Source organism: Hydrogenophaga crassostreae, from assembly GCF_001761385.1.
In the GTDB taxonomy this organism is placed as follows: domain Bacteria; phylum Pseudomonadota; class Gammaproteobacteria; order Burkholderiales; family Burkholderiaceae_C; genus Hydrogenophaga; species Hydrogenophaga crassostreae.
In genome coordinates this window covers 940,960-962,555 of sequence record NZ_CP017476.1, presented here as the reverse complement: position 1 = coordinate 962,555, position 21,596 = coordinate 940,960, and the positions used below count along the sequence as shown (strand labels likewise).

At 61.1% G+C, this 21,596-nt stretch carries 21 protein-coding genes; 6 read left to right on the top strand and 15 right to left on the bottom strand.

The features are described 5' to 3' along the window. Window positions 1-25: 25 nt before the first annotated feature. The 14 genes from LPB072_RS04600 to flhD form a co-directional block, all read right to left on the bottom strand. On the bottom strand, window positions 26-805 hold the full coding sequence (locus LPB072_RS04600) for a class I SAM-dependent methyltransferase (RefSeq protein WP_066092207.1): 780 nt from the start codon (window positions 803-805) through the stop codon (window positions 26-28). Between the two features lie 55 nt (window positions 806-860). Then, window positions 861-2,201, bottom strand: a complete 1,341-nt coding sequence (locus LPB072_RS04595; protein WP_066092204.1) for a bifunctional cytidylyltransferase/SDR family oxidoreductase — start codon at window positions 2,199-2,201, stop codon at window positions 861-863. Further along, window positions 2,191-3,795, bottom strand: a complete 1,605-nt coding sequence (locus tag LPB072_RS04590) for a hypothetical protein (RefSeq protein WP_066092201.1) — start codon at window positions 3,793-3,795, stop codon at window positions 2,191-2,193. The genes LPB072_RS04595 and LPB072_RS04590 overlap by 11 nt, the downstream gene beginning before the upstream one ends. 37 nt (window positions 3,796-3,832) lie before the next feature. Then, window positions 3,833-4,549: an RNA polymerase sigma factor FliA gene (locus tag LPB072_RS04585; protein WP_066092646.1), complete on the bottom strand. Its 717-nt coding sequence runs from the start codon at window positions 4,547-4,549 to the stop codon at window positions 3,833-3,835. 5 nt (window positions 4,550-4,554) lie between these two features. Continuing rightward, a complete protein-coding gene (locus tag LPB072_RS04580; RefSeq protein WP_066092199.1) occupies window positions 4,555-5,358 on the bottom strand; it encodes a hypothetical protein in 804 nt (267 codons plus the stop codon). Next, window positions 5,351-6,919: a flagellar biosynthesis protein FlhF gene (flhF, locus tag LPB072_RS04575; protein WP_066092196.1), complete on the bottom strand. Its 1,569-nt coding sequence runs from the start codon at window positions 6,917-6,919 to the stop codon at window positions 5,351-5,353. Before flhF ends, LPB072_RS04580 begins: the two co-directional genes overlap by 8 nt. Further along, complete coding sequence (flhA, locus tag LPB072_RS04570) at window positions 6,916-8,982, bottom strand: flagellar biosynthesis protein FlhA (RefSeq protein WP_407927801.1); 2,067 nt, start codon at window positions 8,980-8,982, stop codon at window positions 6,916-6,918. The genes flhF and flhA overlap by 4 nt, the downstream gene beginning before the upstream one ends. An 8-nt stretch (window positions 8,983-8,990) precedes the next feature. After that, on the bottom strand, window positions 8,991-10,148 hold the full coding sequence (locus LPB072_RS04565; protein WP_066092191.1) for an EscU/YscU/HrcU family type III secretion system export apparatus switch protein: 1,158 nt from the start codon (window positions 10,146-10,148) through the stop codon (window positions 8,991-8,993). Between the two features lie 257 nt (window positions 10,149-10,405). Further along, window positions 10,406-11,035 carry a protein phosphatase CheZ gene (locus tag LPB072_RS04560; protein ID WP_066092643.1) on the bottom strand — a complete coding sequence of 210 codons (630 nt, stop codon included), beginning with the start codon at window positions 11,033-11,035 and terminating at the stop codon, window positions 10,406-10,408. A gap of 19 nt (window positions 11,036-11,054) precedes the next feature. Next, on the bottom strand, window positions 11,055-11,441 hold the full coding sequence (gene cheY / locus LPB072_RS04555) for a chemotaxis response regulator CheY (protein WP_066092188.1): 387 nt from the start codon (window positions 11,439-11,441) through the stop codon (window positions 11,055-11,057). A gap of 47 nt (window positions 11,442-11,488) precedes the next feature. Continuing rightward, window positions 11,489-12,520 carry a flagellar motor protein MotB gene (gene motB / locus LPB072_RS04550; RefSeq protein ID WP_082876999.1) on the bottom strand — a complete coding sequence of 344 codons (1,032 nt, stop codon included), beginning with the start codon at window positions 12,518-12,520 and terminating at the stop codon, window positions 11,489-11,491. A 225-nt stretch (window positions 12,521-12,745) separates the two neighbouring features. Then, a complete protein-coding gene (gene motA / locus LPB072_RS04545; protein ID WP_066092183.1) occupies window positions 12,746-13,606 on the bottom strand; it encodes a flagellar motor stator protein MotA in 861 nt (286 codons plus the stop codon). A gap of 187 nt (window positions 13,607-13,793) precedes the next feature. Further along, complete coding sequence (gene flhC, locus LPB072_RS04540) at window positions 13,794-14,327, bottom strand: flagellar transcriptional regulator FlhC (protein WP_066092180.1); 534 nt, start codon at window positions 14,325-14,327, stop codon at window positions 13,794-13,796. Window positions 14,328-14,371: 44 nt separating this feature from the next. Continuing rightward, on the bottom strand, window positions 14,372-14,707 hold the full coding sequence (flhD, locus tag LPB072_RS04535; protein ID WP_066092177.1) for a flagellar transcriptional regulator FlhD: 336 nt from the start codon (window positions 14,705-14,707) through the stop codon (window positions 14,372-14,374). Window positions 14,708-15,087: 380 nt separating this feature from the next. Between flhD and LPB072_RS04530 the strand changes: the two genes are divergently transcribed. From LPB072_RS04530 to LPB072_RS04510, 5 genes are all read left to right on the top strand, one after another. Then, window positions 15,088-15,288, top strand: coding sequence for a hypothetical protein (locus LPB072_RS04530; protein ID WP_157559232.1), 201 nt, complete (start codon window positions 15,088-15,090; stop codon window positions 15,286-15,288). Window positions 15,289-15,674: 386 nt separating this feature from the next. After that, a complete protein-coding gene (locus LPB072_RS04525) occupies window positions 15,675-16,517 on the top strand; it encodes a flagellin N-terminal helical domain-containing protein (RefSeq protein ID WP_066092170.1) in 843 nt (280 codons plus the stop codon). Window positions 16,518-16,757: 240 nt separating this feature from the next. Then, entirely contained in the window at window positions 16,758-18,176 is a 1,419-nt protein-coding gene (fliD, locus tag LPB072_RS04520) for a flagellar filament capping protein FliD (protein WP_066092167.1), read from the top strand. Window positions 18,177-18,310: 134 nt separating this feature from the next. Then, window positions 18,311-18,745: a flagellar export chaperone FliS gene (fliS, locus tag LPB072_RS04515; protein ID WP_066092641.1), complete on the top strand. Its 435-nt coding sequence runs from the start codon at window positions 18,311-18,313 to the stop codon at window positions 18,743-18,745. A 2-nt stretch (window positions 18,746-18,747) separates the two neighbouring features. After that, window positions 18,748-19,047, top strand: a complete 300-nt coding sequence (locus LPB072_RS04510; protein ID WP_066092164.1) for a flagellar protein FliT — start codon at window positions 18,748-18,750, stop codon at window positions 19,045-19,047. A gap of 342 nt (window positions 19,048-19,389) precedes the next feature. On the opposite strand, the gene fliE is transcribed toward LPB072_RS04510, so the two are convergent. Further along, a complete protein-coding gene (gene fliE / locus LPB072_RS04505) occupies window positions 19,390-19,710 on the bottom strand; it encodes a flagellar hook-basal body complex protein FliE (RefSeq protein ID WP_066092638.1) in 321 nt (106 codons plus the stop codon). 184 nt (window positions 19,711-19,894) lie between these two features. Here fliE and fliF point away from each other — a divergent pair, with 184 nt between their 5' ends. Continuing rightward, a complete protein-coding gene (gene fliF / locus LPB072_RS04500; protein WP_066092161.1) occupies window positions 19,895-21,586 on the top strand; it encodes a flagellar basal-body MS-ring/collar protein FliF in 1,692 nt (563 codons plus the stop codon). Window positions 21,587-21,596: the final 10 nt, after the last annotated feature.

Below are 21,596 nucleotides of genomic sequence, written 5' to 3'. Positions count from 1 at the left end.
GGTCGGGCCGTGGCGCTGCCACGCCTCATTCTTTTTCCGAAGGCGCCAGGCGGTGGGTACCGAAATAGTGGCTGATGCGAAACAGCAGCTCGATGTTGCGGTAGAAGATCACATACTTTTTCCGAGGCCCGCCGCGGTGCATGCCGACTTCGGGGGTACGGAAATCGACAAAACAACCCAGATCGGTTGCCACCTTGATGAGCGCCAGAGGTGACCAATAAGCCACATGACCTGGCACGAACGGGTACTGATGGCGGCGAATGTCGGTGCCATCGTAGACATTGGTGCTGCAAATCAAAATACCGTTGGGCTTGATGAGGCGGATCAGCGATTTGAAGTGTTCCAGCGGCTCCTCAAAGTGCTCGATCACCTCGGAAGCCACAATCACGTCCGATGGCGTGGCCTCGGCGATGGTCTCGAAGCTCTCCAGACCCTGCATGTTTTCCAGATCCACCAGTTTGGTGGTGGCGTTGGGGTACTTTGACTTCACCCAGCGGTGGTCGGCGTTGAGGCCCGAGCCGAAAAAGGTGACCGAAGGGGCATCGAGCCCCAGCATGTCGATGCCCATGCCAGCCATGTAGAACTCCCGCCCCGGGCGTTCGTCGTTGCCATTGCGCAAGCTGCGCAGCGATCCTTCCAGGGTGGCATTGGAAACCACTTTCGAAAATCCGCCGATATTCTCGGGCAACTGCACAAAGTCGCAACCGGTGCACCGGTGCACCTGCAGCACCTTGCCCTTGTAGGGCGCAACTTCACACTCATAGGCGTGTGTTTTGACTTCAGCTTCGCAAACGGGACAAGACATAAAAACTCCTGGACAGACCGGAACAGCGGTGGCCGCTCCTGAAATGGAAAAATGGTCAGATGCGGGCAATCACGCCTGTGCTGCCCGAACTGAGCAACTTGGCCGATACCAGCGCCACCTCGTAGGGGCTGAGCAGACTGCGCGAATCTTCGGCCGCAAAATTGCTGCGCCGCATGGCCGTGTCGGTGCGGCCCGGCACGATGCAGTTGACACGGATGCCGTCGTCCATCCACTCGTCGGCCAGGCCTTGGGTGAGGTTGACGATGGCGGCTTTGCAGGCGGAATAAGGGGTGTAGTCGGCCCGGCCCCGCGTGAACGAGGAAGACGAAAACTGCAACAGCATGCCGTGTGACGCTTTGAGTGCGCTGTGGCTGCATTGCGCCACATTGAGCGAACCCATCAGGTTCACCGACACCTGCGAGGCCACTTCCCCGTGCGACTGGCGGTCCAGCGGATTCTTGATCAGCAGGCCGGCGGCGTTGACCACGTTGTCGATATGCCCCCAGCGGCGCATCGCGTCTGCGATCACGGCACTGACCTGTTGGTGGTCAGACACATCACAGCCACTGCGCCGGGAAACACTTTCCACCTGGCTGCCCGCTTCCTGGAGCACCTGAACAATCGCTTTCCCGATGCCATCGCTGCCGCCAAATACCAGGGTGTTCTTTCCTTTGAGATCCAGCCCGGAGGCATTGGGCATCAGATGCTGCATGCGAATGCGAAAGAGTTCGTCGGCCAGCACCAGGTCCACCGAATCGGTGATCTTGATGTTTTCAGGGCTGCCCTGAACGATGCGGATCTTTCCCTGCGGGTTGCAACGCTGGTAGATGCCGCAATCGTCGGTGAAGCCGCCGATGTTCTCCGCCCCAAGCTCTTCGTAGCATTTGACCAGCGCACCATAGCGAAATGCCTGGGGGGTCTGACCCCGGTAAATGTGCTCACGCTTGGGAATGCTCTGAATGAAGCCGTCGCGTTCGACAATGATGGTGTCGGTGGTTTTGATACCCACATCAACGGCTTCGTATTGCTCCAGCGCTTCGACCACATCGTGCAGTATCTGGTGGCTCAGGAACGGCCGTGCCGAATCGTGAATGACCACGTTTTTGGGTGCGTCCGGCCCGAGGTGCCGCAGCCCTGCCCAGGTAGAGGCCTGGCGCGACGAGCCGCCCACGATCACCTCGGCGCGGGTACCTTCGAACATCGCGCGCGCAAACGCCAGCGCATCCGAGGGCACGGTGATGACGATCCGCGCATCGGGTGCAAACGCCGCCAGGTTCGCAAAGCTGTGCTCCACGATGGTCTTGCCGGCGACCCGAATGAACTGCTTGGGAATGGGCGAGTCCAGCCGGCTGCCACTGCCGCCAGCCAGCAAGATGAAGGCGATATCACGCGGCATGGGCCACCTCCACCTGCTGCTGTGTACTCAGATAGGCATTCAGGGCGGCCAGTGCCTGCCCTCGAATGCTGTGAGGGTGGTCGCTCAGGCGTTCCATCAGGGTGACCACGCGCGACAGCTTGTTGCCATTGCCCGATGCCATGGCCTCAAGCGCCCGCAAGCGTGCCACCACCTGGTATTCCAGCCCGCCCACGTCCACCGTTGAGGGGGATTCGAGGTGCGAGATGTAGCAAGGGTCGGACTCGCGCCAGTTGCCGAAGTTCTCCTCCAGCTTTTTCTCCACGTCGTCGGGCACGTAAAAATCAATGCCCAGGAACTGCACCTTCTTCAGGCCAAACGGCGTGAAGGCAAACTTCTGGAGGTAACCAAAGTCGGAATCGACCCCGGTCACCCATTTGCCGTTTTCGGGGTGGTAGATGAAGATGTCTATGTGCACCCGCGTGGCTTTGTGCCGCACTGGCAGGTGGTAGCTGCGCGCGCCGTGAAGCCGGCCAAGATCGATTTCGAACCGGCCGCTCTGGAACAGGACTTCGGCCACCGCAAACTGGTCTTCCCAGCCCACGATGCCCACATCGATGTCTTTGTCGTGCGCGAGCAATTGCCCTTCGCGGGCGTAGCCGAGCAAGGTGCCCGAGACCAGAAACGCTTTTTGTCCCACGCCCTGCAACAGATCCTGCAACTCCACCAGCGCATTTGAAGCCTGGCTCACATCGAAGACAGGTGCCTGGACGGCCGGCTTCAGTGCGCCTTGCACCGGCAGTCCATGGTCCCGGTGGTAGCGGCTCATGGTCACCAGCAGGTTATCCAGCCGCTCTATGCTTTCGGGCAGCCGCTGCATGCGGCACATCGCCCGCGCCATTTCATATTGAGCGAAATAGCGGTCGTCCCGCGTGTCAGCCAGCGGCGCGGTATCCATGACCCGGTCATGAACACCCGCCAGCGCGAAGGCCCGGGTGGCGTAAAGGGCGAGACTGCTGCGCACCTTCCCCAGCGCCTTCACCTGCCGAGGCAACTGGTCCCGAATCAGCAAATAACTCTCGCCCAGGCTTTCCATCTGAGGGCAACGGCGGATGCTCTCCTGACGCGAAAACATCGCTCGCGCCAGGTTCAGCCAGGCCACAGCGTCCAGCTTTTTGGACATCAACGCTTTGAGCATGGCCAAAACGGTGTCGTACAGCTGAAAGTCCATCGCACACTCGGTGGCATCGTGCCAGTCCTGAGGACTGCGCCAGGCGAAGTGATCAAACGGCAAAGCTTGTGCCGAGCCCAGGCCCATCACCACCTCGACGACAGCACCCAATGGCTTGTTGGCGCACAGGCGCTCAAAGTCGGGGGTGAATTTCCGTTGGCCGATGGACTGGTACACCGCCAGCCAACGCTCGGCCACCTCGGTCTCGGGCAGGTTGGCAACGCAGATGGATGCCAGATAGATCACCACGGCAGGTGACCGCATGCAGCGAGCCGCATTGAGTGTTTGAACGCTGATGAGCCCTCGCTGCGCTTCTGCCTCCGTCAGGTCTTGCAACTCTTCGTAGCGCTGCTCCTGCAAGCAGGCATCGATCACGCGCAAACGGGGAAATTCTTCATCAAACATAAGTGGCCTCGGTGAATGGGTGGGTCCCCAATGTGCGTCAGTGTTCGCGCAGCTTGGTGCGCAGACGGGCAATGGACTGACTGTGCAGCTGGCAGATGCGCGACTCGGTCACGCCGAGCACCGCAGCGATTTCCTTGAGGTTCATGTCGTGCTCGTAATACATGCTCATGATGTGTTGCTCGCGTTCGGGCAACACATTGATGGCCGCCACGAGGGCCTGGCGCATGCGCTGGTCTTGCAGGCGCGCAGAAGGCTCGGCCTCCTCATCGCCCACATGCCGGTCCAGAAAACCATCGTCATCCTCGCTGTGGCCACCGATGTCTTCCAGGTACACAAGCTGGGTGCCACGCACCTTGGCCAACAGATGCTGGTAGTCGGCCAGGTTCATGCCCAGCTCTTTGGCGATCTCGGACTCGATCGGCGGGCGCTTCAGCTTTTGTTGCAAGCGGCTCACCGCCTGCTCGATGTCTTTCTGGCTCTTGCGAGAGCCGCGCGACATCCAGTCACCTTCTCGCAGTTCATCGATCATCGCGCCGCGAATGCGCTGGCTGGCAAAGGTTTCGAACTGAACGCCTTGCGTGGGTTCAAAGCGCGAGATGGCTTCAGTCAGTCCGATCATCCCGACCTGAATCAGGTCGTCGATCTCCACGCTGGGCGGCAACTTGGCGATCATGTGGTGAGCGAGGCGACGAACCAAAGGGCTGTATTTGCGCAATTGGTCGTCCCGGTTGAGGGTGCCTTTGGCGGTGTACATCGTGCTCAGCTCCATCGTGTAGGGATTGCCGCAGCGTGCCCTGCGAAATTGTTCATTGCGCCGGTCTGTACGGCAAGGCTGGCGCCTGAGGGACCGGGCACGGTGAACGCCGCTTCTCGAACCCGTTGGCCCAAGGTATCCACGGCCCATTGCTCCACCGGGTAGTGCAGGTAACGGTGCGCACAGTCGCAAACGCTTCGCACCACCTGGGCCAACGGCGCCTGAGTGGCCTCGGCCTGGCAGTGCATGGGCGCAAGCACAGGCCACAGCCCCGCCCCATGCAAGGTCTTGAGCGAACCGTATGCGTCAATCGTTGCCTGCGGCAGGTCCAGCACCGGTACAAGCACCTGGGCTTGCAAGCCTGCAAACAAGGCGCTGATGGTCGGAGCGGGTGCATACAGAAGCACCACGGTGCCCGCTGCGAAAGGCGCCAGCAAACGCGACACGGCCACCGTGGCACCCGCAGCGCGGGCGGTCTGCTGCAACACCTGCAGGCCCTTGGCGCCAGGCATCACCAACCACTCGGCCGAAGGAAGCGGCGCACCCAGACTGCCGATCGAAGAATCCAGCAGCGCGTGGATCAAGCCCAGGTGGCTGCCATCGTGCGAACGCCGTTCGACGGCCTCGATGGCACTGCCATCGATGATCACCGCGTCGTGCCCCATCGCATTCAACTGGGAGGCGACGGTGCAGATCAACTCGTACGCCTGACCGGGCCGCGCGGTGGTGGCCACGGGCATCAGGACGGGCGGGTTGGTCGGGGATGTGGTGCGAAGACCCGCAGCCTGGTCAACGCCAAACTCAAACATGGGAACTCCCCATTTGCAATCCCATCGATGAAGCCTGGGAAAAGTACAGCCCCATCTCGGAAGGCAGCGGATCGTAGGCCGATTTGCCTTCGGTACCGAATGACATGCGCACCAGGGCGTTGGCATCGGGCTCCTGCCAGTCCTCGGGCACGCGCTGGCCATTGGCCACACCACGCAACACCACCTGATGTCGGATGAGGGCATCGATCGATGGACCCAGCTTGACTGCTTCATCCACTTTGGAGAGCACCACGCCGTGCAGGGTGCTGGCCTTGAACGCGGTGAGCACATCGTCAAGCGTGTCGCCGTGAGAACCGGCGTTGAGCACCAGCACCTTCTTGATGCTGGGCATGTCGAGCACATCGAGCATGTCCTGAATGCGCTGGTCGCGCTGACCCAGACCGGCTGTGTCGATGAGCACCATCCGCTTGCCCTCGAGCAAGGTCAACAGGTCTTTGAGGGCGGCGCGGTCGTGGGCCAGGTGGGCCACCACGCCGAGCATGCGACCATAGGAGCGCAGTTGCTCGTAACCCGAAACACGGTAGGTATCGAGCGTGATGAGACCCACACTGCCCGCGCCATATTGTTTGATGCACTGGGCTGCGAGTTTGGCGGCGGTGGTGGTTTTCCCGACACCGGTGGCACCGATCAGGGCAATCACACCACCTTCGTCGCACAGCGTTTGCCCAGGCGCAGAGGCCTTCACGTTGCGGTTGATGGTGTCTTGCACCCAACGCTGGGCTTCCGGCGCGGCGCTATTGGCAGGTACGCGATCGAGCACGGCACGGCTCATCGCGGGTGAATACCCCGCGCGGATCAGTTTGAGCATGAGTTGCGACTGCACCGGGTTCTGGCGGGTGTTGCCCAGCCAGGCCAAGGTGTTGAAGCGCTCCTCCATGAGGTCTTTCAGCGCCGTCAGCTCCGCCGCCACGCTGCTCGCTGACGCTGTTGAGCCGGCGTAGGACATGGATGCAGTGGGGGTCCGGTCGGCGCTGGCGGAGTTGCGGGTCACGATGGGCTGGGGAATCGCCGTGCGCTGGGGCTGTGCCGGCATCGCGGGCGCAGCCTGCTGAACCGCCTGGGCCACTGCTGGCGCCTCCTGCACTTCGCTTCGGGCCATGGGCGCCGGTGCAGCCGCGCGCGGGGCGGGGCCTTTCGCCGCTCGCGCAACCGGAGGCGCGACCGCCGCAGGCTCGTCATCGGACTCGCCACGCCGCTTGCGCAGCATGCGTTCGCGCACATAGTCCTGGAAAGACAGGGTGCTCATGGCCAGCGCTTCGGTATCGGCTTCGACCGATTCGTCGTCGTCATCTTCAAACTGGGGAGGACGGCCTGGCCGGCTGCCGCTGCGCCGCGTGACGATGGGCGCAATGCGATCGGCCCGAGGCATCAGAGAAGTGGTGGCGGCCATGGGTGCCAGGCTCTCTTCGGCAGCGGCCATCACCTCAAAACCGTCATCGGTGGCGCGGCTGGAAAGAATCACGGCGCTGTCGCCAAAGGCGTTGCGCGCCTTGGCCATGGCTTCGCGAGAGGTCACGGCGGTGAAACGCTGGATGTTCATGCTAATTCTCCAAGAATCGGGCCAATGCGGATCAAATGGGTTTCAGGAATTTCGCTGTGCGAGAGCACTTGCAGGCGAGGCGCCGAACGGCGCAGCAGACGCGCCATGGCGTTGCGGATGGCGTCGGGTACCAGCAAGCAGGCGGGCACACCCTTTTCCTCTTGCTGGTTGGCGATGTCGGTGGCCGATTTGCTCAACATGTCGGCCACGCCAGGATCAAGTGCACCGGTGGCATTGGGCGAGAGTGCCTGCATCAGCAAACGCTCCAGGCCAGGCTCGATGGCGATCACTTCCAGCTCTTTCACCGAACCATAGATCTGCTGCACGATGGCGGGCGACAGCGCAATGCGCACCCTGCGGGCCAGCTCCACAGGGTCGGTGGTGGACGGGGCGTGTTCGGCGATCGATTCGATGATGGTGCGGATGTCGCGCACATGCACCGACTCTTCCAGCAGCAGCTGCAGCACTTTCTGGAACGCGGCGACAGAGATCATCTTGGGTACGACTTCTTCAATCAATTTCGGGGCCAGGCGGGTGACGTGTTCAACCAGGTCCTGGGTCTCCGTCCGGCTCAGCAACCTGGCTGCCTGGACTTGCATCAAGTGTGAAAGATGGGTTGCCAGCACAGTCTCGGAATCAACCACCGTAAAACCCGCCATTTGCGCGTTCTCTCTTTGCTTGTCTTCGATCCAGTGCGCTGGCAGGCCAAATGCGGGGTCGGTGGTGGGTGTGCCGATCAGGGGTGTGTTCACGCCACCGGGATCGATCGCGAGGAACATGCCCGGAAACACCTCGCCTTCGCCCACCACGACACCGCGCAGGGTGATGCGGTAGCCGCTGGGCTTGAGTTCGAGGTTGTCGCGCACATGCACCGCCGGCGGCAGGAAGCCGACCTCTTGCGCGAATTTCTTGCGCACACCCTTGATACGGGTGAGCAAATCGCCCTGCTTGTTCTTGTCGACCATGGCAATCAGGCGGTAGCCCAGTTCCAGACCGAGCAGGTCGACAGGCTGCAAGTCGTCCCAGGTGGCCTCCCCCTCGGGGTTGACCGGTGCCTGGGCCTCCACGGGCGCGGGCTTGCGCTCGTCTTTCAACCGCGACCATGCCAGAGCGCCAATGACGGCAGCGAAGGCCAGGAACACGGTGTGGGGCATGCCCGGCACGACGCCCAGCATGAACAGAATCGCTGCGGTGATACCCAGCACCTTGGACGACGTGAACATCTGGCCCACGATCTGACCACCAAGGTCGGCATCCTTGCCCACGCGCGAGACCACCATGGCCGCGGCCACCGAGATCAGCAGCGAAGGAATCTGGGCCACCAGGGCATCGCCCACGGCCAGCAGGATGTAGCTGTCGGCCGCCTCACCGGCGCCCAGGCCGTGCTGGACCATGCCGATGATCAGCCCGCCGATGATGTTGATGAAGAGAATGATGATGCCGGCGATGGCGTCGCCACGCACGAACTTGGATGCACCGTCCATGGAGCCAAAGAACTCGGCCTCGTCACCCACTTCGGCGCGGCGTCGCTTGGCCTCGACCTCATCGATCAGGCCCGCGCCCATATCGGCATCGATGGCCATTTGTTTGCCAGGCATGGCATCCAGCGTGAAGCGGGCCGAGACCTCGGCAATGCGCTCGGAACCCTTGGTGATCACCACAAAGTTGATCACCACCAGAATCGCAAACACGATGAAACCGACAGCGAAGTTGCCGCCAATCAGGAAGTGCCCAAAGGCCTCGATCACCGCGCCGGCCGCGCCTGGCCCGGTGTGCCCTTCCATCAGGACCACCCTTGTTGAAGCCACGTTGAGCGAGAGACGCAACAGGGTGGTCAACAGCAACACGGTCGGGAACACCGAGAAGTCCAGCGGGCGGCGCATATAGGCCGAGACCATCATCACCACCAGCGCCAGGGCGATGTTGAGCGAGAAGAAGGTGTCCAGCAACCAGGGCGGCAGCGGCAGCACCATCATCGACAACACCGTGATCACCAGCAAAGGTGCGGCCAGGCCTTTGGCCCATCCAACGTTGTTGTCCATCCATTGCTGGACGATCTTCATCTGTGCGTTCATGCGGGCATCCCGTTAACAGGCTTTTTCCAATGGGGATCGAGTTCTTTGGGCACCTCGGGCGATGGCGCCACCCGGGGCATCACGCCCTTGCCGCGCATGGCGGCCTTGAGCTGGTACACATAAGCCAGCACCTGCGCCACGGCGGTGTACAGCGCCGATGGAATCTCTCCATCGATCTCGGCGTGCGCATACAGGGCGCGGGCCAGCATGGGCGCCTGCAGCACCGGGATGTCGTTGGCTTTGGCCACCTCGCGGATCTTCATGGCGATCAGGTCTGAGCCCTTGGCAATCACGCGCGGCGCATTCATGGTGGCGTCGTCGTACTGCAAGGCCACGGCATAGTGGGTGGGGTTCACCACCACCAGGTCGGCGCGGGGCACGGCCGTGATGCTTCCGCGCTGGGCCAGTTCACGCTGGCGTTGCCGCCGCCGGCCTTTCATCTGGGGGTCGCCTTCGCTCTGTTTGTGCTCTTGCTTGACCTCTTGCTGCGACATCTTCATGCGCTGGCTGTAGAGAAACTTCTGCATCGGGAAATCGACCAATGCGACCAGCACCACCACGGCCATCAACGACGCCACGCCAAAAATCATCCATTGCCCAAGCTGTCCCAAAGCACCCTCAAGCGGTCGCATCAACAAGCTGGCAAAAGGGGCCAGGTGAGAGGACAGAAAATTCCAGCCCACCGCGCCCACGATCACCGTGAGCACACTCAGCTTGGCGGTCTCGAACAACTGGGATTTGGAGAACATGCGCCCGATGCCCTTGAAGGGGCTGAGGTGCGTCAGGTCAGGGGTGATGGGCTTGGTGCTGATGGCCCAGCTGCCGGCCAGGAAGGTGACGCCGACCGCAATCGCCAGCACGAAAAAGCCCAGCGGCAGGTACACCATCAAGCCGTGTCCGACAACATGGGTCAGCCGCTCGACCACCATTTCGGAGTGCTGAAGTGACTGGTAGTCAAAGCGAAGATCGCTCGCCAGGCCCGCCCGCAACGCCTCAAAACCGATGGGCATCAGCATCATCAACACCGCAGCGCCACCCCCCAGCACCGACAGGTTCGACAAATCTTTGGAGCGCGGAATGTTGCCGTCATCGCGCGCCTTCTTCAGGCGCTGCGCGGTGGCGGGTAAATTCTTGTCTTGACTGGAGTCGGACATCGCTCTGCTTCATCGGGATGGGATGAAACAGATTGTGAAAGTGGGTCCGAAAAACTAAAGGACGATAAGGACCGATCTACACGCGCTTTTCAATCAACACAAACCCAAAAGAGGCAAACCGGCAGCGGCGGGCGGGAGGCCCCAAACCGAGAACGGCGCCGATTCGGCTCCGCCGATCGCCCAGCGTTGCCCCTTGAGAGGCAGAGCGGCACACGAATTGAGCCGCGATGGGGATGGGCCAAATAACCCGGACCCGTCTAGAAGCCGAGACTGGCGAGCAAATCGTCCACCTGAGCCTGATCGTTCACCACGTCCGGGCGGCCTTCGCGGTCTACCACCGGCCCGTCGAGCTCCAGCGTGGGCGACACGGCCTTGTCTTCCCCAGGTTTTCCGCCTGGAGAAGAGTGGAGCAGCAGGTCAAGCAACTGAGATTCAATGGTGGCGGCGAGCTGGACCACACGGCCAATGACCTGGCCAGTGAGGTCATGGAAATCTTGCGCCAGCATGATCTCGGTGAGCCGGGTGTCGATGCGGTCACTGGCTTGGACCACCTCTTTGGACCAGAGCAACAACTCGGGCATGGCTGTCACCAGGCCCGGAACACCCGACAAGGTCTCAACCAGTTTCCTGGCTCGCAATGCGATCTGCGCCTGCTCTTCCTTGGCCTCGTCGACCTGATTCAACACTTTCTCGGCCGCTTCGCCGGTCAGCCGCGCAATATATGACAAGCGGCTCTTGGTGTCGGGCAACTGATCGACCGTGCCTTTGAGGCGGTCGGCGTGGCCCAATTCCTTGAGCGCGTCGTGCAGTTGGCGTGTGATGCCCCCGAGACGCTGGTAAACCTGCGACTGAGCGTCGGCATTGCTGTCCTCTGATGGGTCTTGCATGGTGTGCTCCACAAGCCGGTCAGAGGCCAAGTTTCTTGAAGATGTTGGCCAGCTTGTCTTCGAGCGTGGCCTTGGTGAAGGGTTTGACGATGTAGCCCGCTGCGCCGTTCTGCGCCGCCATGACGATGTCTTCCTTGCGGGCCTCGGCGGTCACCATGAGCACGGGCAGGTGCTTGAGCGATTCATCCTTCTTGATCTCGGCGAGCAACTGGAAGCCGTTCATGTTGGGCATGTTGATGTCGCTGACGACAAAGTTGAAGGTACCGTTTCGCAGCTTGTTTAGCGCAACCACACCGTCCTCCGCTTCGTCGGCATCGGTATGGCCGATTTCCTTGAGCAAGTTGCGCACGATGCGGCGCATGGTCGAGAAGTCGTCAACGATCAGGAATTTCATTGGGCTTGACATGAATACCTCCAGGGGAGGGATTGAAAAAAAAGGAAGCGGCAGACGGGTTACTGGCGAGGCTGTGTAGGTGACTTCGTCATTTCACGCGCTTTCTGTAGCGCCTCAAGGGTTTCAGGTGAGCCAGGGGGCACCAGAAATGGCGTTGCCTTGGCCTCTGCAGACACCGGATCCGGACCCGGCGCGGGCATTTCAGTCGCCAGTTCGGCATCGGTCAAAGGCCTTTGCAGCAAACGCTCTTCGGCTTCTCGCGTGAGCACAAGAATGCTGATGCGGCGATTGACGGGCGCATTTGGGTTGTCCGGATCAAACAGGCGGCTCGACGCCAGCCCCTCCACCCGGGCCATCTTGGCATCGGGCAAGCCGCCGGTGACGAGTTCGCGGCGCGAGGCATTCGCCCGGTCTGCCGAGAGCTCCCAGTTGCTGTAACCCCTGTCGCCGCTGCCATAAGGCATGGCGTCGGTGTGGCCGGAAAGCGCGATGCGGTTTTCCACCCCGACCAGGGCACCGCCAATCTCGCGCAAGATGTCGCGCATATAGGGTTTGACGATGGCGCTGCCGACATCAAACATGGGGCGGTTTTGCTCGTCAACGATCTGGATTTGCAAACCGTCTTCGGTTTGCTCCAACTTGATCTGGTTGCCAAATTCGGCCAGCGCCGGGTTGTTGGCGACCATCTCGCTGATCTTTTTCTGCAGCGCATCGATGCGCACGGCGTCTTTTCGGGCCAGTTCGGCCCGTGCCATCTGGGCGCCGATCAGTTTCGCCGCGCGCTCGGCATCGCCGCCATCGACCTGACCCGCAGACTTGCTCAGATCGCGTCCACCGCCGGGCAAGATGCTTTCACTGTTGCCCGTGCCGTCGCCGCCCATCAACGAAATCTTCACCGGCGCGGTGAAATAGCTGGCAATGCCATTGAGGTCACCCTTGGAGGTGGAACCGAGCAGCCACATCAGCAAAAAGAACGCCATCATGGCCGTCACAAAGTCGGCATACGCAATCTTCCAGGCACCCCCATGGGCCACATGACCGCCCTTCTTGATGCGCTTGATGATGATTGGCTGGAGTTTTTTATCGGCCACAGGATGCCCCCCCCTGCGCCGCCTGCGGCGTCACCCCCCCGAGGGGGCGGCACTGGCGGCCTGGCAAAGCCAGTTCTGCGGTGCCCTTGGTTAAGACAACCTCTCCGGAGAACGAAGGGCAATTGTTCAGTGCACCCGTGGAACCGGCTTTGCCGGGCCACTGGGTGCGCACCCCCTCGCGAAGCATAGGGGGGGTGACGCGAAGCGGCGCGGGAGGGTGTTTCTTCACTTTTTGCCTTTGACGTGGTTCTCAAGCTCGGTGAAGCTGGGCCGATCGGCGGAGAACAGGACCTTGCGGCCGAACTCGATCGCGGTCGACGGGGCATAACCCTGCATGCTCGCAAGCAAGGTGGTCTTGACGCACTGAAATTCCTTGCTGCCCTCTTCCATCTTTTGCTCCATCAAGCCAGCCAGGGGCTCGACCACGCCGTAGGCCAACAAAATGCCGAGGAAAGTTCCCACCAGAGCGGAGGCGATCATGCCGCCCAGAATCGCGGGGGCCTGCCCCACCGAGCCCATGGTGTTGACCACACCCAGCACGGCGGCCACGATGCCGAAAGCTGGCAAGGCGCCGGCGAGCCGGGCAACCGCTGCAACAGGGGCATGGGCCTCGGCATGGTGGGTATCAATTTCCGCATCCATCAAGGATTCGATTTCGTGGGCATTGAGGTTGCCCGAGACCATCATGCGCAGGTAGTCGGTGATGAACTCGACCACATGGTGATCACCGGAAACGGTGGGGTATTTTTTGAACACCTCGGACTGGTCGGGGTTCTCCACGTCTTGCTCAATGGCCATCAGCCCTTCCTTGCGGGCTTTTTGCAAAATGTCGTATTGCAGCGCCAACAGCTCCATGTAGCGCGCTTTGGTGAACTTGGACCCCTTGAAAGCGGCACCCACGCCAGACAACGTGGCCTTCACCACCTTCATCTGGTTGTTCATCATGAATGCGCCCATGGCCGCCCCCAGGATCGTGATCATCTCGAATGGCAACGCGGTGAGCACCACCTGAATGTTGCCACCGTGGAAGATGTAGACACCAAAGATGCAAACCATCGAAAACAGGAAGCCGATGATGAGAAACATTTTTTTGACCTTTTGGACAGGGCTTTACCCGAAACGCTCAGGGCACAGGCCGTTGTCTTTTCTATCGGTCAACTCTAGGTGTGAATGAAGCGGTGCGTGGACGCAAAAAGGGCCCTGATGAGGGCCCTTTTTGTGCTTTGAGAGGAAGATGCGAAAGGCTAGCGAAGCCCGTTAAACCACCGGTCCGTCAGTGCAGGCGCAGCCCGTTGCCACTGCCTTTGCCAGCACGGGCTGGTGGCGCACACAAGCCGCAGGTGAAATTGCGCGAATTCTCGTAGGGCTCGGTGACAAAGCTGCCACCACAGCAGGAGCACTTGGTCAGCGTGAGCATGCCGTTGTCGACAAACTTCACCAGACGCCAGGCGCGGGTCACAGACAGCAGGGGTTCGATCTGGCTGGCCGACATCTGATCGTTGTACAGACGGAAGGCCTTGATCACCGTGTCAATTTCCTCCAGTTCACTGCTCTTGGAGAGGTACTCATGGATGTTCAAGAACAGCGAAGCGTGGATATTGGGTTGCCAGGTCAGAAACCAGTCGGTCGAAAATGGCAGTTGCCCCTTGGACGGTGACTTACCAGCCACTTCCTTGTACAGACGCAGCAAACGCTCATAGGACAAACTGGTCTCGTATTCGAGCACCTGCAGGCGAGCGCCGAGGTTGATCAAGGAGATGGCGCGCTCAATGTCGCGCGACTCGTTCAAGATGCTTTTGGCAGCCATTGTGTTTGTCCCTTGTGAAGTGAAGCGTTGTCAGCCGATAAGGCTCAGTGCGTGGCCATCGTCTCTGCGAAGCGGCCTGCCATCAGAATGCTGGCGTGCAGTTGGGTGGTGGTGGTGTTGTCCACCTTCTTGATGTTGTGGTTGGTCAGCAGGCTCCAGACCAGGTCGTCGTCCACACGGAAGCGGCACAGCAACATGTTGCTCGAAGCGATCTTGAGCAGCTGGGCGGTGGAGAGCATGCCCACCAGGTCAGCAGCTTCTTCGGTGAGACCCAAACGGAACAGCGCTTCTGCACGGTCCTTGCGGATCAGGTTTTGAGCCAGCATCAGATATGTGAGGTTGGCTTCGCGGATTTCGGCCAAGAGGGTTTCGCTGTCCATGAGTCTCTCCTTGAGTTTGTCGCCAGGTCGGTGATGAAGCGGAGTGCTTACGTCTGCTGACCTGATGTGAGTAATTGTGTCGATCTGAAAAAATTCTTGAATCGGTACATTGCTGTTTGGCCTGTCAGGCAATCAACCCAAACGTGTCAGGTTTTTTCCTACAACCTTGGTTTTCAAAAATTTGATTTTTCTCGTTATCTCCGGGAACAGGGCCGACAAGCAGGCGTACCTTCAGCGTTTGCCCTGCACAGGGGCGGTCTGCGCCACCGCACCGCAAAATGGGCTTGTCAGAAACAAAGTGACACGTTTTTCATGCCATCAGGGTGATCCGGGTTGAAGCCGCTGCAGCGCCAACCGCGACAAAAACGGCCGCATTGCCTGTGAAGACCCATACCTCCGGGCTGCAAGAGCTGGCGGCACATCAGATGCATGGCATCCAGCGCGCGCAAGCCAGCGGTCAACCGCCCTTATGCCGCATCGAATCGGCCCCGGATCCCTTGCTGCACCCGGTGGGCGAAGTGACCATGGCGCCCGCTCTGCGCAGGGCCGTCTATTTGATTCTTCACGCCGCGAGCCGATAGTGAAGGTGCGTCTGCACCGCTCTGACCTGTTCGACCTGTCATGGGGCCTGCTCAAGCACATGCACAGGGCGATCGGCAGGACCACAGGGGCAACAGGTCAGGCATTCGACGGTATCAAAGCCCGGAAATGAGATGCACATCGGTGGCTTATCCAAGCAAATTAATTCAAGTCAGCGCTAAAGAATATGGCGGGACCACCGAAATTGAACTCAACGGACTTCTAAAAAGGGTTCGTCGTCCGGAAAGCGACGCGGTGTGATGGCAGTGGCCCCAGGGTCCAGCCGGCTCGCCTCCAGCAACCGGTCATGGCGGCTGACAGCAATGTCGGCATGTTGAGATCGGCAGCGATGCCGGATTACCTTTGTTTCATTTTTTAGGAGTTAACCATGAGCACCATCAACACCAACGTGATGTCTCTTAACGCACAGCGCAACCTGAATGCATCTTCAGGCGCTCTGGGTACCGCAATGCAACGCCTGTCCTCAGGCTTGCGTGTCAACAGCGCCAAAGACGATGCCGCCGGTCTGGCCATCGCCGAACGCATGAACGCCCAGGTCAAGGGCATGAACGTGGCGATTCGAAACGCCAACGACGGCATCTCGATGGCGCAGACCGCTGAAGGCGCGCTGGGCAAGATCGGCGACAACCTGCAGCGCATGCGTGAACTGGCCGTGCAATCGGCCAACGACACCAACAGCGCAACCGACCGCGTGGCACTCGACACCGAATACAAGGCGCTGGCCGCTGAAAACGCTCGTGTCATCGAGAACACCAAGTTCAACGGACAGTCGCTGTTGAGCGGCACGGGTGGTACCTCGGGCAGCTTCACTTTCCAGGTGGGCGCCAACACCTCCGCCGACAACCAGATCACGGTCGCCACCGGCGACATCGCCGTCGCCATGGGCTCCAACACCCAGGGCGCTGCGGCTACCCTCGGCACCGACGCCACAAGCGCACTCCAGGCCATGGACGATCTGGATGCCGCCATCGACGCCATCACCACGGCCCGATCGGAATTCGGTGCGGTGCAAAACCGGTTTGACTCGGTGATCTCCAACCTGCAGGTGTCATCCGAGAACCAGGCGGCTTCGCGCGGTCGAATCATGGACGCCGACTTCGCGCAGGAAACGGCCAACCTCTCACGCGGCCAGATCTTGCAGCAAGCGGGTACGGCCATGATTGCTCAGGCCAACCAGCTGCCGCAGGGCGTGCTGTCCCTGCTGCGTTAAGCAAACGCCAGACGGCCTCCTCCTGGTCTGCGCCTTGGGCGCGAACCGGGAATGGCATCAAGGCGCGGTGTTCGCACCGTGCCTCATCCCCCAGCGGGATGTTCAGGGCGCATGGGCAATCCCCGTGTGCCCCGATCATCTTGGTGCAAGGTCCCCGACAGCACGTCGGCTGAACTTTCGCCCGCTGCCTGCACCGCAGGCCAACGTCGCCGTCACCGGTGACACAGCAGGAGAAGCCTCATGGTGGGACCTATTTCTTCACCCGGTCTGGGCAGTGGTCTGGATGTCCAGGGCATCGTCACCCAACTCGTTGCCATCGAAAAGGCACCGATCAGCACCCTGCAAAAACAGGCCACGACATTCCAGACCAAACTGTCTGTCTACGGCACCATCAAGTCGCAAGTGGCGGCATTGGGTGATGCAGCGAACAAGCTGGCAACGTCTGGCGGATGGAACGCGGTGACCGCCAGTTCGTCCAACCCCAGCGCCATCGGCATGACCGCAACCGCGGGAGCACCTGCCACGTCGGTCACGATGGAAGTGCAGCAACTGGCCAAGGCACAATCCACGGCATCGGCATCGGTCGCCTCCGGTACGGCCATGGGCAGCGGCACCATGACCATCGAGCTGGGCAGCTGGAGCGGAAGCAGTTTCACTGCGGGTGCGAACACACCGGTGAGCGTAACCATCGATGCCGGCAGCGATTCATTGGCCGAAATCGCCGCCAAGATCAACGATGCAGACGGTGGCGTGACCGCCACCGTTCTGAAAGACGCTTCAGGCGAAAGACTCTTGTTGCGCTCCAAAGACACGGGCGAAGCCAACGGCTTTCGCATCAGCGTGGCCGACGACGATGGCAACGACACCGATGCCAGCGGTCTGTCGAGCCTGGCTTTCGATGCGGGCAATGCCAACGGCATGAGCCAGACCCAGGCAGGGCAGAATGCGTTGGCAACGGTCAACGGCCTGGCCATCAACACGGCGAGCAACAAGCTCACCAACACCTTGCCCGGCATGACCATCCAGCTCTCGCAGGTCACCACCAACCCGGTGGAACTTGTGGTGCAGCCCGATACCGATGCGGTCCAAGCAAATGTGAAGTCGTTTGTCGACGCTTACAACACACTGGTCAGCAACCTCGCCAGCGCCACGCGCTATGACGCCGGAACCAAGAAGGCTGGGGTGCTGCAAGGCGACTCCACCGCCGTCGGACTGCAGGGTGCCTTGCGCAGCATGATGAGATCAACCACCGCCAGCAGTCCGTTCACACGGCTCAGCGACGTGGGCGTAGAGATGCAGACAGGCGGCACCTTGAAGCTCAACACCACCAAGTTTGGGGAAGCCCTCGGCGACCTCTCGGGATTGCGCGCCTTGTTCGGCGAGAGCACCGGCAACGACGCCACCGAAGGCTTTGGACTCAAGGTCAAGAAATTCACGGACGGACTGAACGCGGCCGAAGGACTCATGAGCAACAAGTCTGCCGGCATTCAGCGGCAGATCGACCGCAACAGCGACGAGCAAGAACGCATCACCGACCGCGCAGCGCGGGTCGAGACCCGCCTGCTCGCGCAATACAACGCCATGGATGCCACGGTGAGCAAACTCAATTCGCTCAACACCTTCATCAGCCAGCAAATCACGCTGTGGAACAAGTCCTGAAGCTGCCTGTGGCCGTCTTCTGCGCGTAAATCACAACCATCCCGAATTTTCCTGCGAAAACACCGATGTTTGAACCTACAGTCTCCCCCGTCGATGCCGATAAAAAAAGCAATCAGACACAAGGAATCGACACCATGTTCACCTCGGTCAACTCACGCGCAGCAGCAGCCTACCAGCGCATCGCCGCCGAAACCAGCGTTCAGGCAGCCTCCCCCCATCAACTGGTGGGCCTGCTCTATGACGCATTGCTCCAGGCCATCGCCTCGGCCCGTGGCGCGCTGACACGGGGTGACATCGCTGCCAAAGGCGTGGCGATTGGCAAGGCGGTTCGCCTCATCGAAGAGGGGCTCAAGGCGGGCTTGAACCTGGAGCAAGGGGGCGAAGTTGCTGCCAACCTCCACCAGATGTACACCTACAGCGTCATGCGATTGACTCAAGCCAATGTGCGCAACGATGCCGCAGCGTTGGCAGAAGTGTCTCGCCTGATTGAGCCCGTGGCCGACGCATGGAAACAAATCCAGGGCCCTCGTGCCGCCAACCTTCAACCCGTCAAATCGGCTGGAGCCTGATCATGAAGCAATCCCTGTTGGACTATTACAAGGCCATTGAGAATGCGAGCGGGAAGATGCTCGAAGCCGCCAAGGGCGAAGACTGGGACGGCGTGATGGAGCTGGAAAGCACCTGCGCCATTCTGATCGCCCAGCTGCGCAGCCGCTCACGCATTGCAAAGCTCGCTCCCGAGGAGCGCCAGGAAAAGACCCAGATCATGAAACGCATCCTGCGCACCGATGCCGAAATACGCAATCTGGCCGAGCCCTGGCTCGCCGACCTGGCTTTCATCACTGAAGCAACGCCTTCGGCACTTCATTAGCCCCCCTGCGCCGCACTGCGTGCGTCACCCCCCAGGGGGCAACGCTGGCGGCCCGGCCAACTAGGTACCCCCGCGCCGCGCTTAGCGCGTCACCCCCAGGGGCGGTGCTGGCGGCCCGGCAAAGCCGGTTCCGCGGCACCCTCGGTTAAGAGATCTACGCCGGACAGGCAGTAGAAATAGCGATGAGCAAGAGAGAGAGAGAGAGAGAGAGAGAGATATATGGAGCCAAATCGCCACCAGGGAAGCTGGCGAGGCGAAGCCCCAGGGCGCCGCGGAACCGGCTTTGCCGGGCCGCCAGCGCCGCCCCCATGAGGGGGTCGCGCGAAGCGCGGCAGGGCTGGGTCAAACGGACATATTCATGATGTCGGTATAGGCCTGAACCATGCGGTTGCGCACGTTGAGTGTGGCCTGGAAGCCGATCTGGGCCTTTTGCATCGAGAGCATGGTTTCTTCCAGGCTGACGGCGGGGTTGCCCAGCTGAACCTGGGTCTGCAACCGGGTGGCCTCGTTTTGAGCGGCGCTGACTTCCTTCAGCGCGTTTTTGAAATTGCCAGAAAACCCGCCATCCACGGCGCTGGCGCCACCTGCCGAAGCAGGGCGCTTCATCTGCAGGCTGGTCGGGTTCAGCGACTGGCTGGAGAGTGGCGAAATTCTCGCGTCCATGGTGGTGTCCTTCAAGGTCAAATCCAATGTCACGATGCTAGGCAGCCCCCTCCAGGCGCGCTCTGGGAATAGAGGGGCAAAGGCCAGCCTTTTCATGGCTATGGCACAGACGACGGGGCCGAATAATCGGTCGCAAGAGGGCTTTCCTGCCCGGCAAAAATCCCGTTGAAAGAGCGATTCCCCCATGAGCAACACCGTCGCTGAAATGGACATGCAGCCACCCCGTCAAAACGCCTTTGGCGCTGGCCTGGCGCGCATGGACCGCACCCAGAAGACACGGCTGGGCCTGGGTGCATTCGCCTTGCTGGCCATCGCCCTTTCGCTCTTCTTCATGGGGCAGCAACCCGACTGGCGTGTCCTGTTCGCCAACCTCAACGACAAGGATGGCGGCGCGATCGTGGCGCAACTGGCACAGATGAACGTGCCCTACAAGTACACCGAAGGGGGCCAGGCCATCATGGTGCCGTCTGACCAAGTGCACGACACCCGCCTGCGCCTGGCGTCCCAGGGTTTGCCCAAGGGCTCGGTGAATGGTTTCGAATTGATGGAGTCCAGCCGCTTTGGCACCACCCAGTTCCAGGAGCGTCTGACCTTCCAGCGCGGCCTGGAAGGCGAATTGACGCGTTCGATCCAGTCGCTGTCTTCGGTGCAAAGCGCCCGCATCCACCTCGCCCTGCCCAACCAGAACGGCTTTTTCAGGGAACAGCAAAAGCCCTCGGCCTCGGTGCTGCTCACGCTTTACCCAGGCCGCACCCTCGACAAGTCGCAGATCGCCGGCATCGTGCACCTGATCGCCTCCAGCGTGCCCGAGATGAACCCCAAAGATGTCAGCGTGGTCGACGACGCGGGCACCCTGCTGTCGGTCACGCCCGATGGCCAGAGCCAAGGCGCTGACAGCGAAAAACTGAAGTACGCCCAACAGATTGAACAGCTCTACACCCGGCGCATTCTTGACATGATCGAGCCGCTCGTGGGCGTGGGCAACGTCAAGGCCCAGGTCAGCGCCGATATCGACTTCTCGCTGGTCGAATCGACTTCAGAACAACACCGGCCCAACCAGAGCGCCGAGACCGGTGCGATCCGGAGCCAGCAACTGGTCGAGGACGGCACCCCCCCCGTCGCCCAACCCGCAGGCGTGCCCGGGGCCACTTCCAACCAGCCCCCCGCCACGGGGATCGCCCCCATCAACGGTACCGCTGCGCCACTGGCAGCTGGTGGCAACGCCGACCAGGCAGCGAAGTCCAGGCGCGAGTCGGTCATCAACTACGAGGTCGACAAAACGGTCAAGGTGGTGCGCGAGGCCAGTGGCACGGTGCGCCGCTTGAGCGCTGCCGTGGTGGTGAACCACCGCAGCATCACCGATGCCAAGTCAGGCAAGGTCTCATCGGCTCCGATCCCGCCTGAACAACTCGAACAGATGACGGCACTGGTCAGGGAAACCATTGGCTTCAGCAAGGACCGTGGCGACTCGGTCAACGTGATGAACGCCGAATTCAATGTGGCCAAGCCGATTGAAGTGGAAGAAGTTCCGCTGTGGCGCCAGCCGGAAAACATCGAACTGGCCAAATCGTTGGCATGGCCACTGGGCATGCTGGGCATGGGCCTGCTGGTCTTGATGGGCATGATCCGCCCCGGCATCAAGCTCATGAAGGCCCCGGCCGTTGTCTCGACCGAACCCGTCGTGCCGCAGCTCAACGCGATGCTCAACGAAGAAACCGAGCGCCCGGGCCTGCCCATGCCCGAGCCCGAAAACAAGGAACCCAGCGTCGACATGGTCCGTCTGGCCGATGCCAAGCGCCTGGCGCTGGCCAACCCGGTCGCGGTCGCCAACATCGTCAAAGGGTGGGTCAACGGCGAAGCCACCGCGGGCGCCTGAACGTTCACGC

Coding starts and splice junctions, on each gene's coding strand:
- LPB072_RS04590 (WP_066092201.1), bottom strand. CDS start 3,795: ATGTTTGATGAAGAATTTCCCCGTTTGCGCGTGATCGATGCCTGCTTG.
- fliE (WP_066092638.1), bottom strand. CDS start 19,710: ATGGACGCGAGAATTTCGCCACTCTCCAGCCAGTCGCTGAACCCGACC.
- LPB072_RS04595 (WP_066092204.1), bottom strand. CDS start 2,201: ATGCCGCGTGATATCGCCTTCATCTTGCTGGCTGGCGGCAGTGGCAGC.
- flhA (WP_407927801.1), bottom strand. CDS start 8,982: ATGAAGATCGTCCAGCAATGGATGGACAACAACGTTGGATGGGCCAAA.
- fliD (WP_066092167.1), top strand. CDS start 16,758: ATGGTGGGACCTATTTCTTCACCCGGTCTGGGCAGTGGTCTGGATGTC.
- fliS (WP_066092641.1), top strand. CDS start 18,311: ATGTTCACCTCGGTCAACTCACGCGCAGCAGCAGCCTACCAGCGCATC.
- flhC (WP_066092180.1), bottom strand. CDS start 14,327: ATGGCTGCCAAAAGCATCTTGAACGAGTCGCGCGACATTGAGCGCGCC.
- flhD (WP_066092177.1), bottom strand. CDS start 14,707: ATGGACAGCGAAACCCTCTTGGCCGAAATCCGCGAAGCCAACCTCACA.
- fliF (WP_066092161.1), top strand. CDS start 19,895: ATGAGCAACACCGTCGCTGAAATGGACATGCAGCCACCCCGTCAAAAC.
- LPB072_RS04600 (WP_066092207.1), bottom strand. CDS start 805: ATGTCTTGTCCCGTTTGCGAAGCTGAAGTCAAAACACACGCCTATGAG.
- LPB072_RS04580 (WP_066092199.1), bottom strand. CDS start 5,358: ATGTTTGAGTTTGGCGTTGACCAGGCTGCGGGTCTTCGCACCACATCC.
- LPB072_RS04510 (WP_066092164.1), top strand. CDS start 18,748: ATGAAGCAATCCCTGTTGGACTATTACAAGGCCATTGAGAATGCGAGC.
- LPB072_RS04565 (WP_066092191.1), bottom strand. CDS start 10,148: ATGTCCGACTCCAGTCAAGACAAGAATTTACCCGCCACCGCGCAGCGC.
- LPB072_RS04525 (WP_066092170.1), top strand. CDS start 15,675: ATGAGCACCATCAACACCAACGTGATGTCTCTTAACGCACAGCGCAAC.
- flhF (WP_066092196.1), bottom strand. CDS start 6,919: ATGAACATCCAGCGTTTCACCGCCGTGACCTCTCGCGAAGCCATGGCC.
- LPB072_RS04585 (WP_066092646.1), bottom strand. CDS start 4,549: ATGTACACCGCCAAAGGCACCCTCAACCGGGACGACCAATTGCGCAAA.
- cheY (WP_066092188.1), bottom strand. CDS start 11,441: ATGTCAAGCCCAATGAAATTCCTGATCGTTGACGACTTCTCGACCATG.
- motA (WP_066092183.1), bottom strand. CDS start 13,606: ATGTTTCTCATCATCGGCTTCCTGTTTTCGATGGTTTGCATCTTTGGT.
- LPB072_RS04560 (WP_066092643.1), bottom strand. CDS start 11,035: ATGCAAGACCCATCAGAGGACAGCAATGCCGACGCTCAGTCGCAGGTT.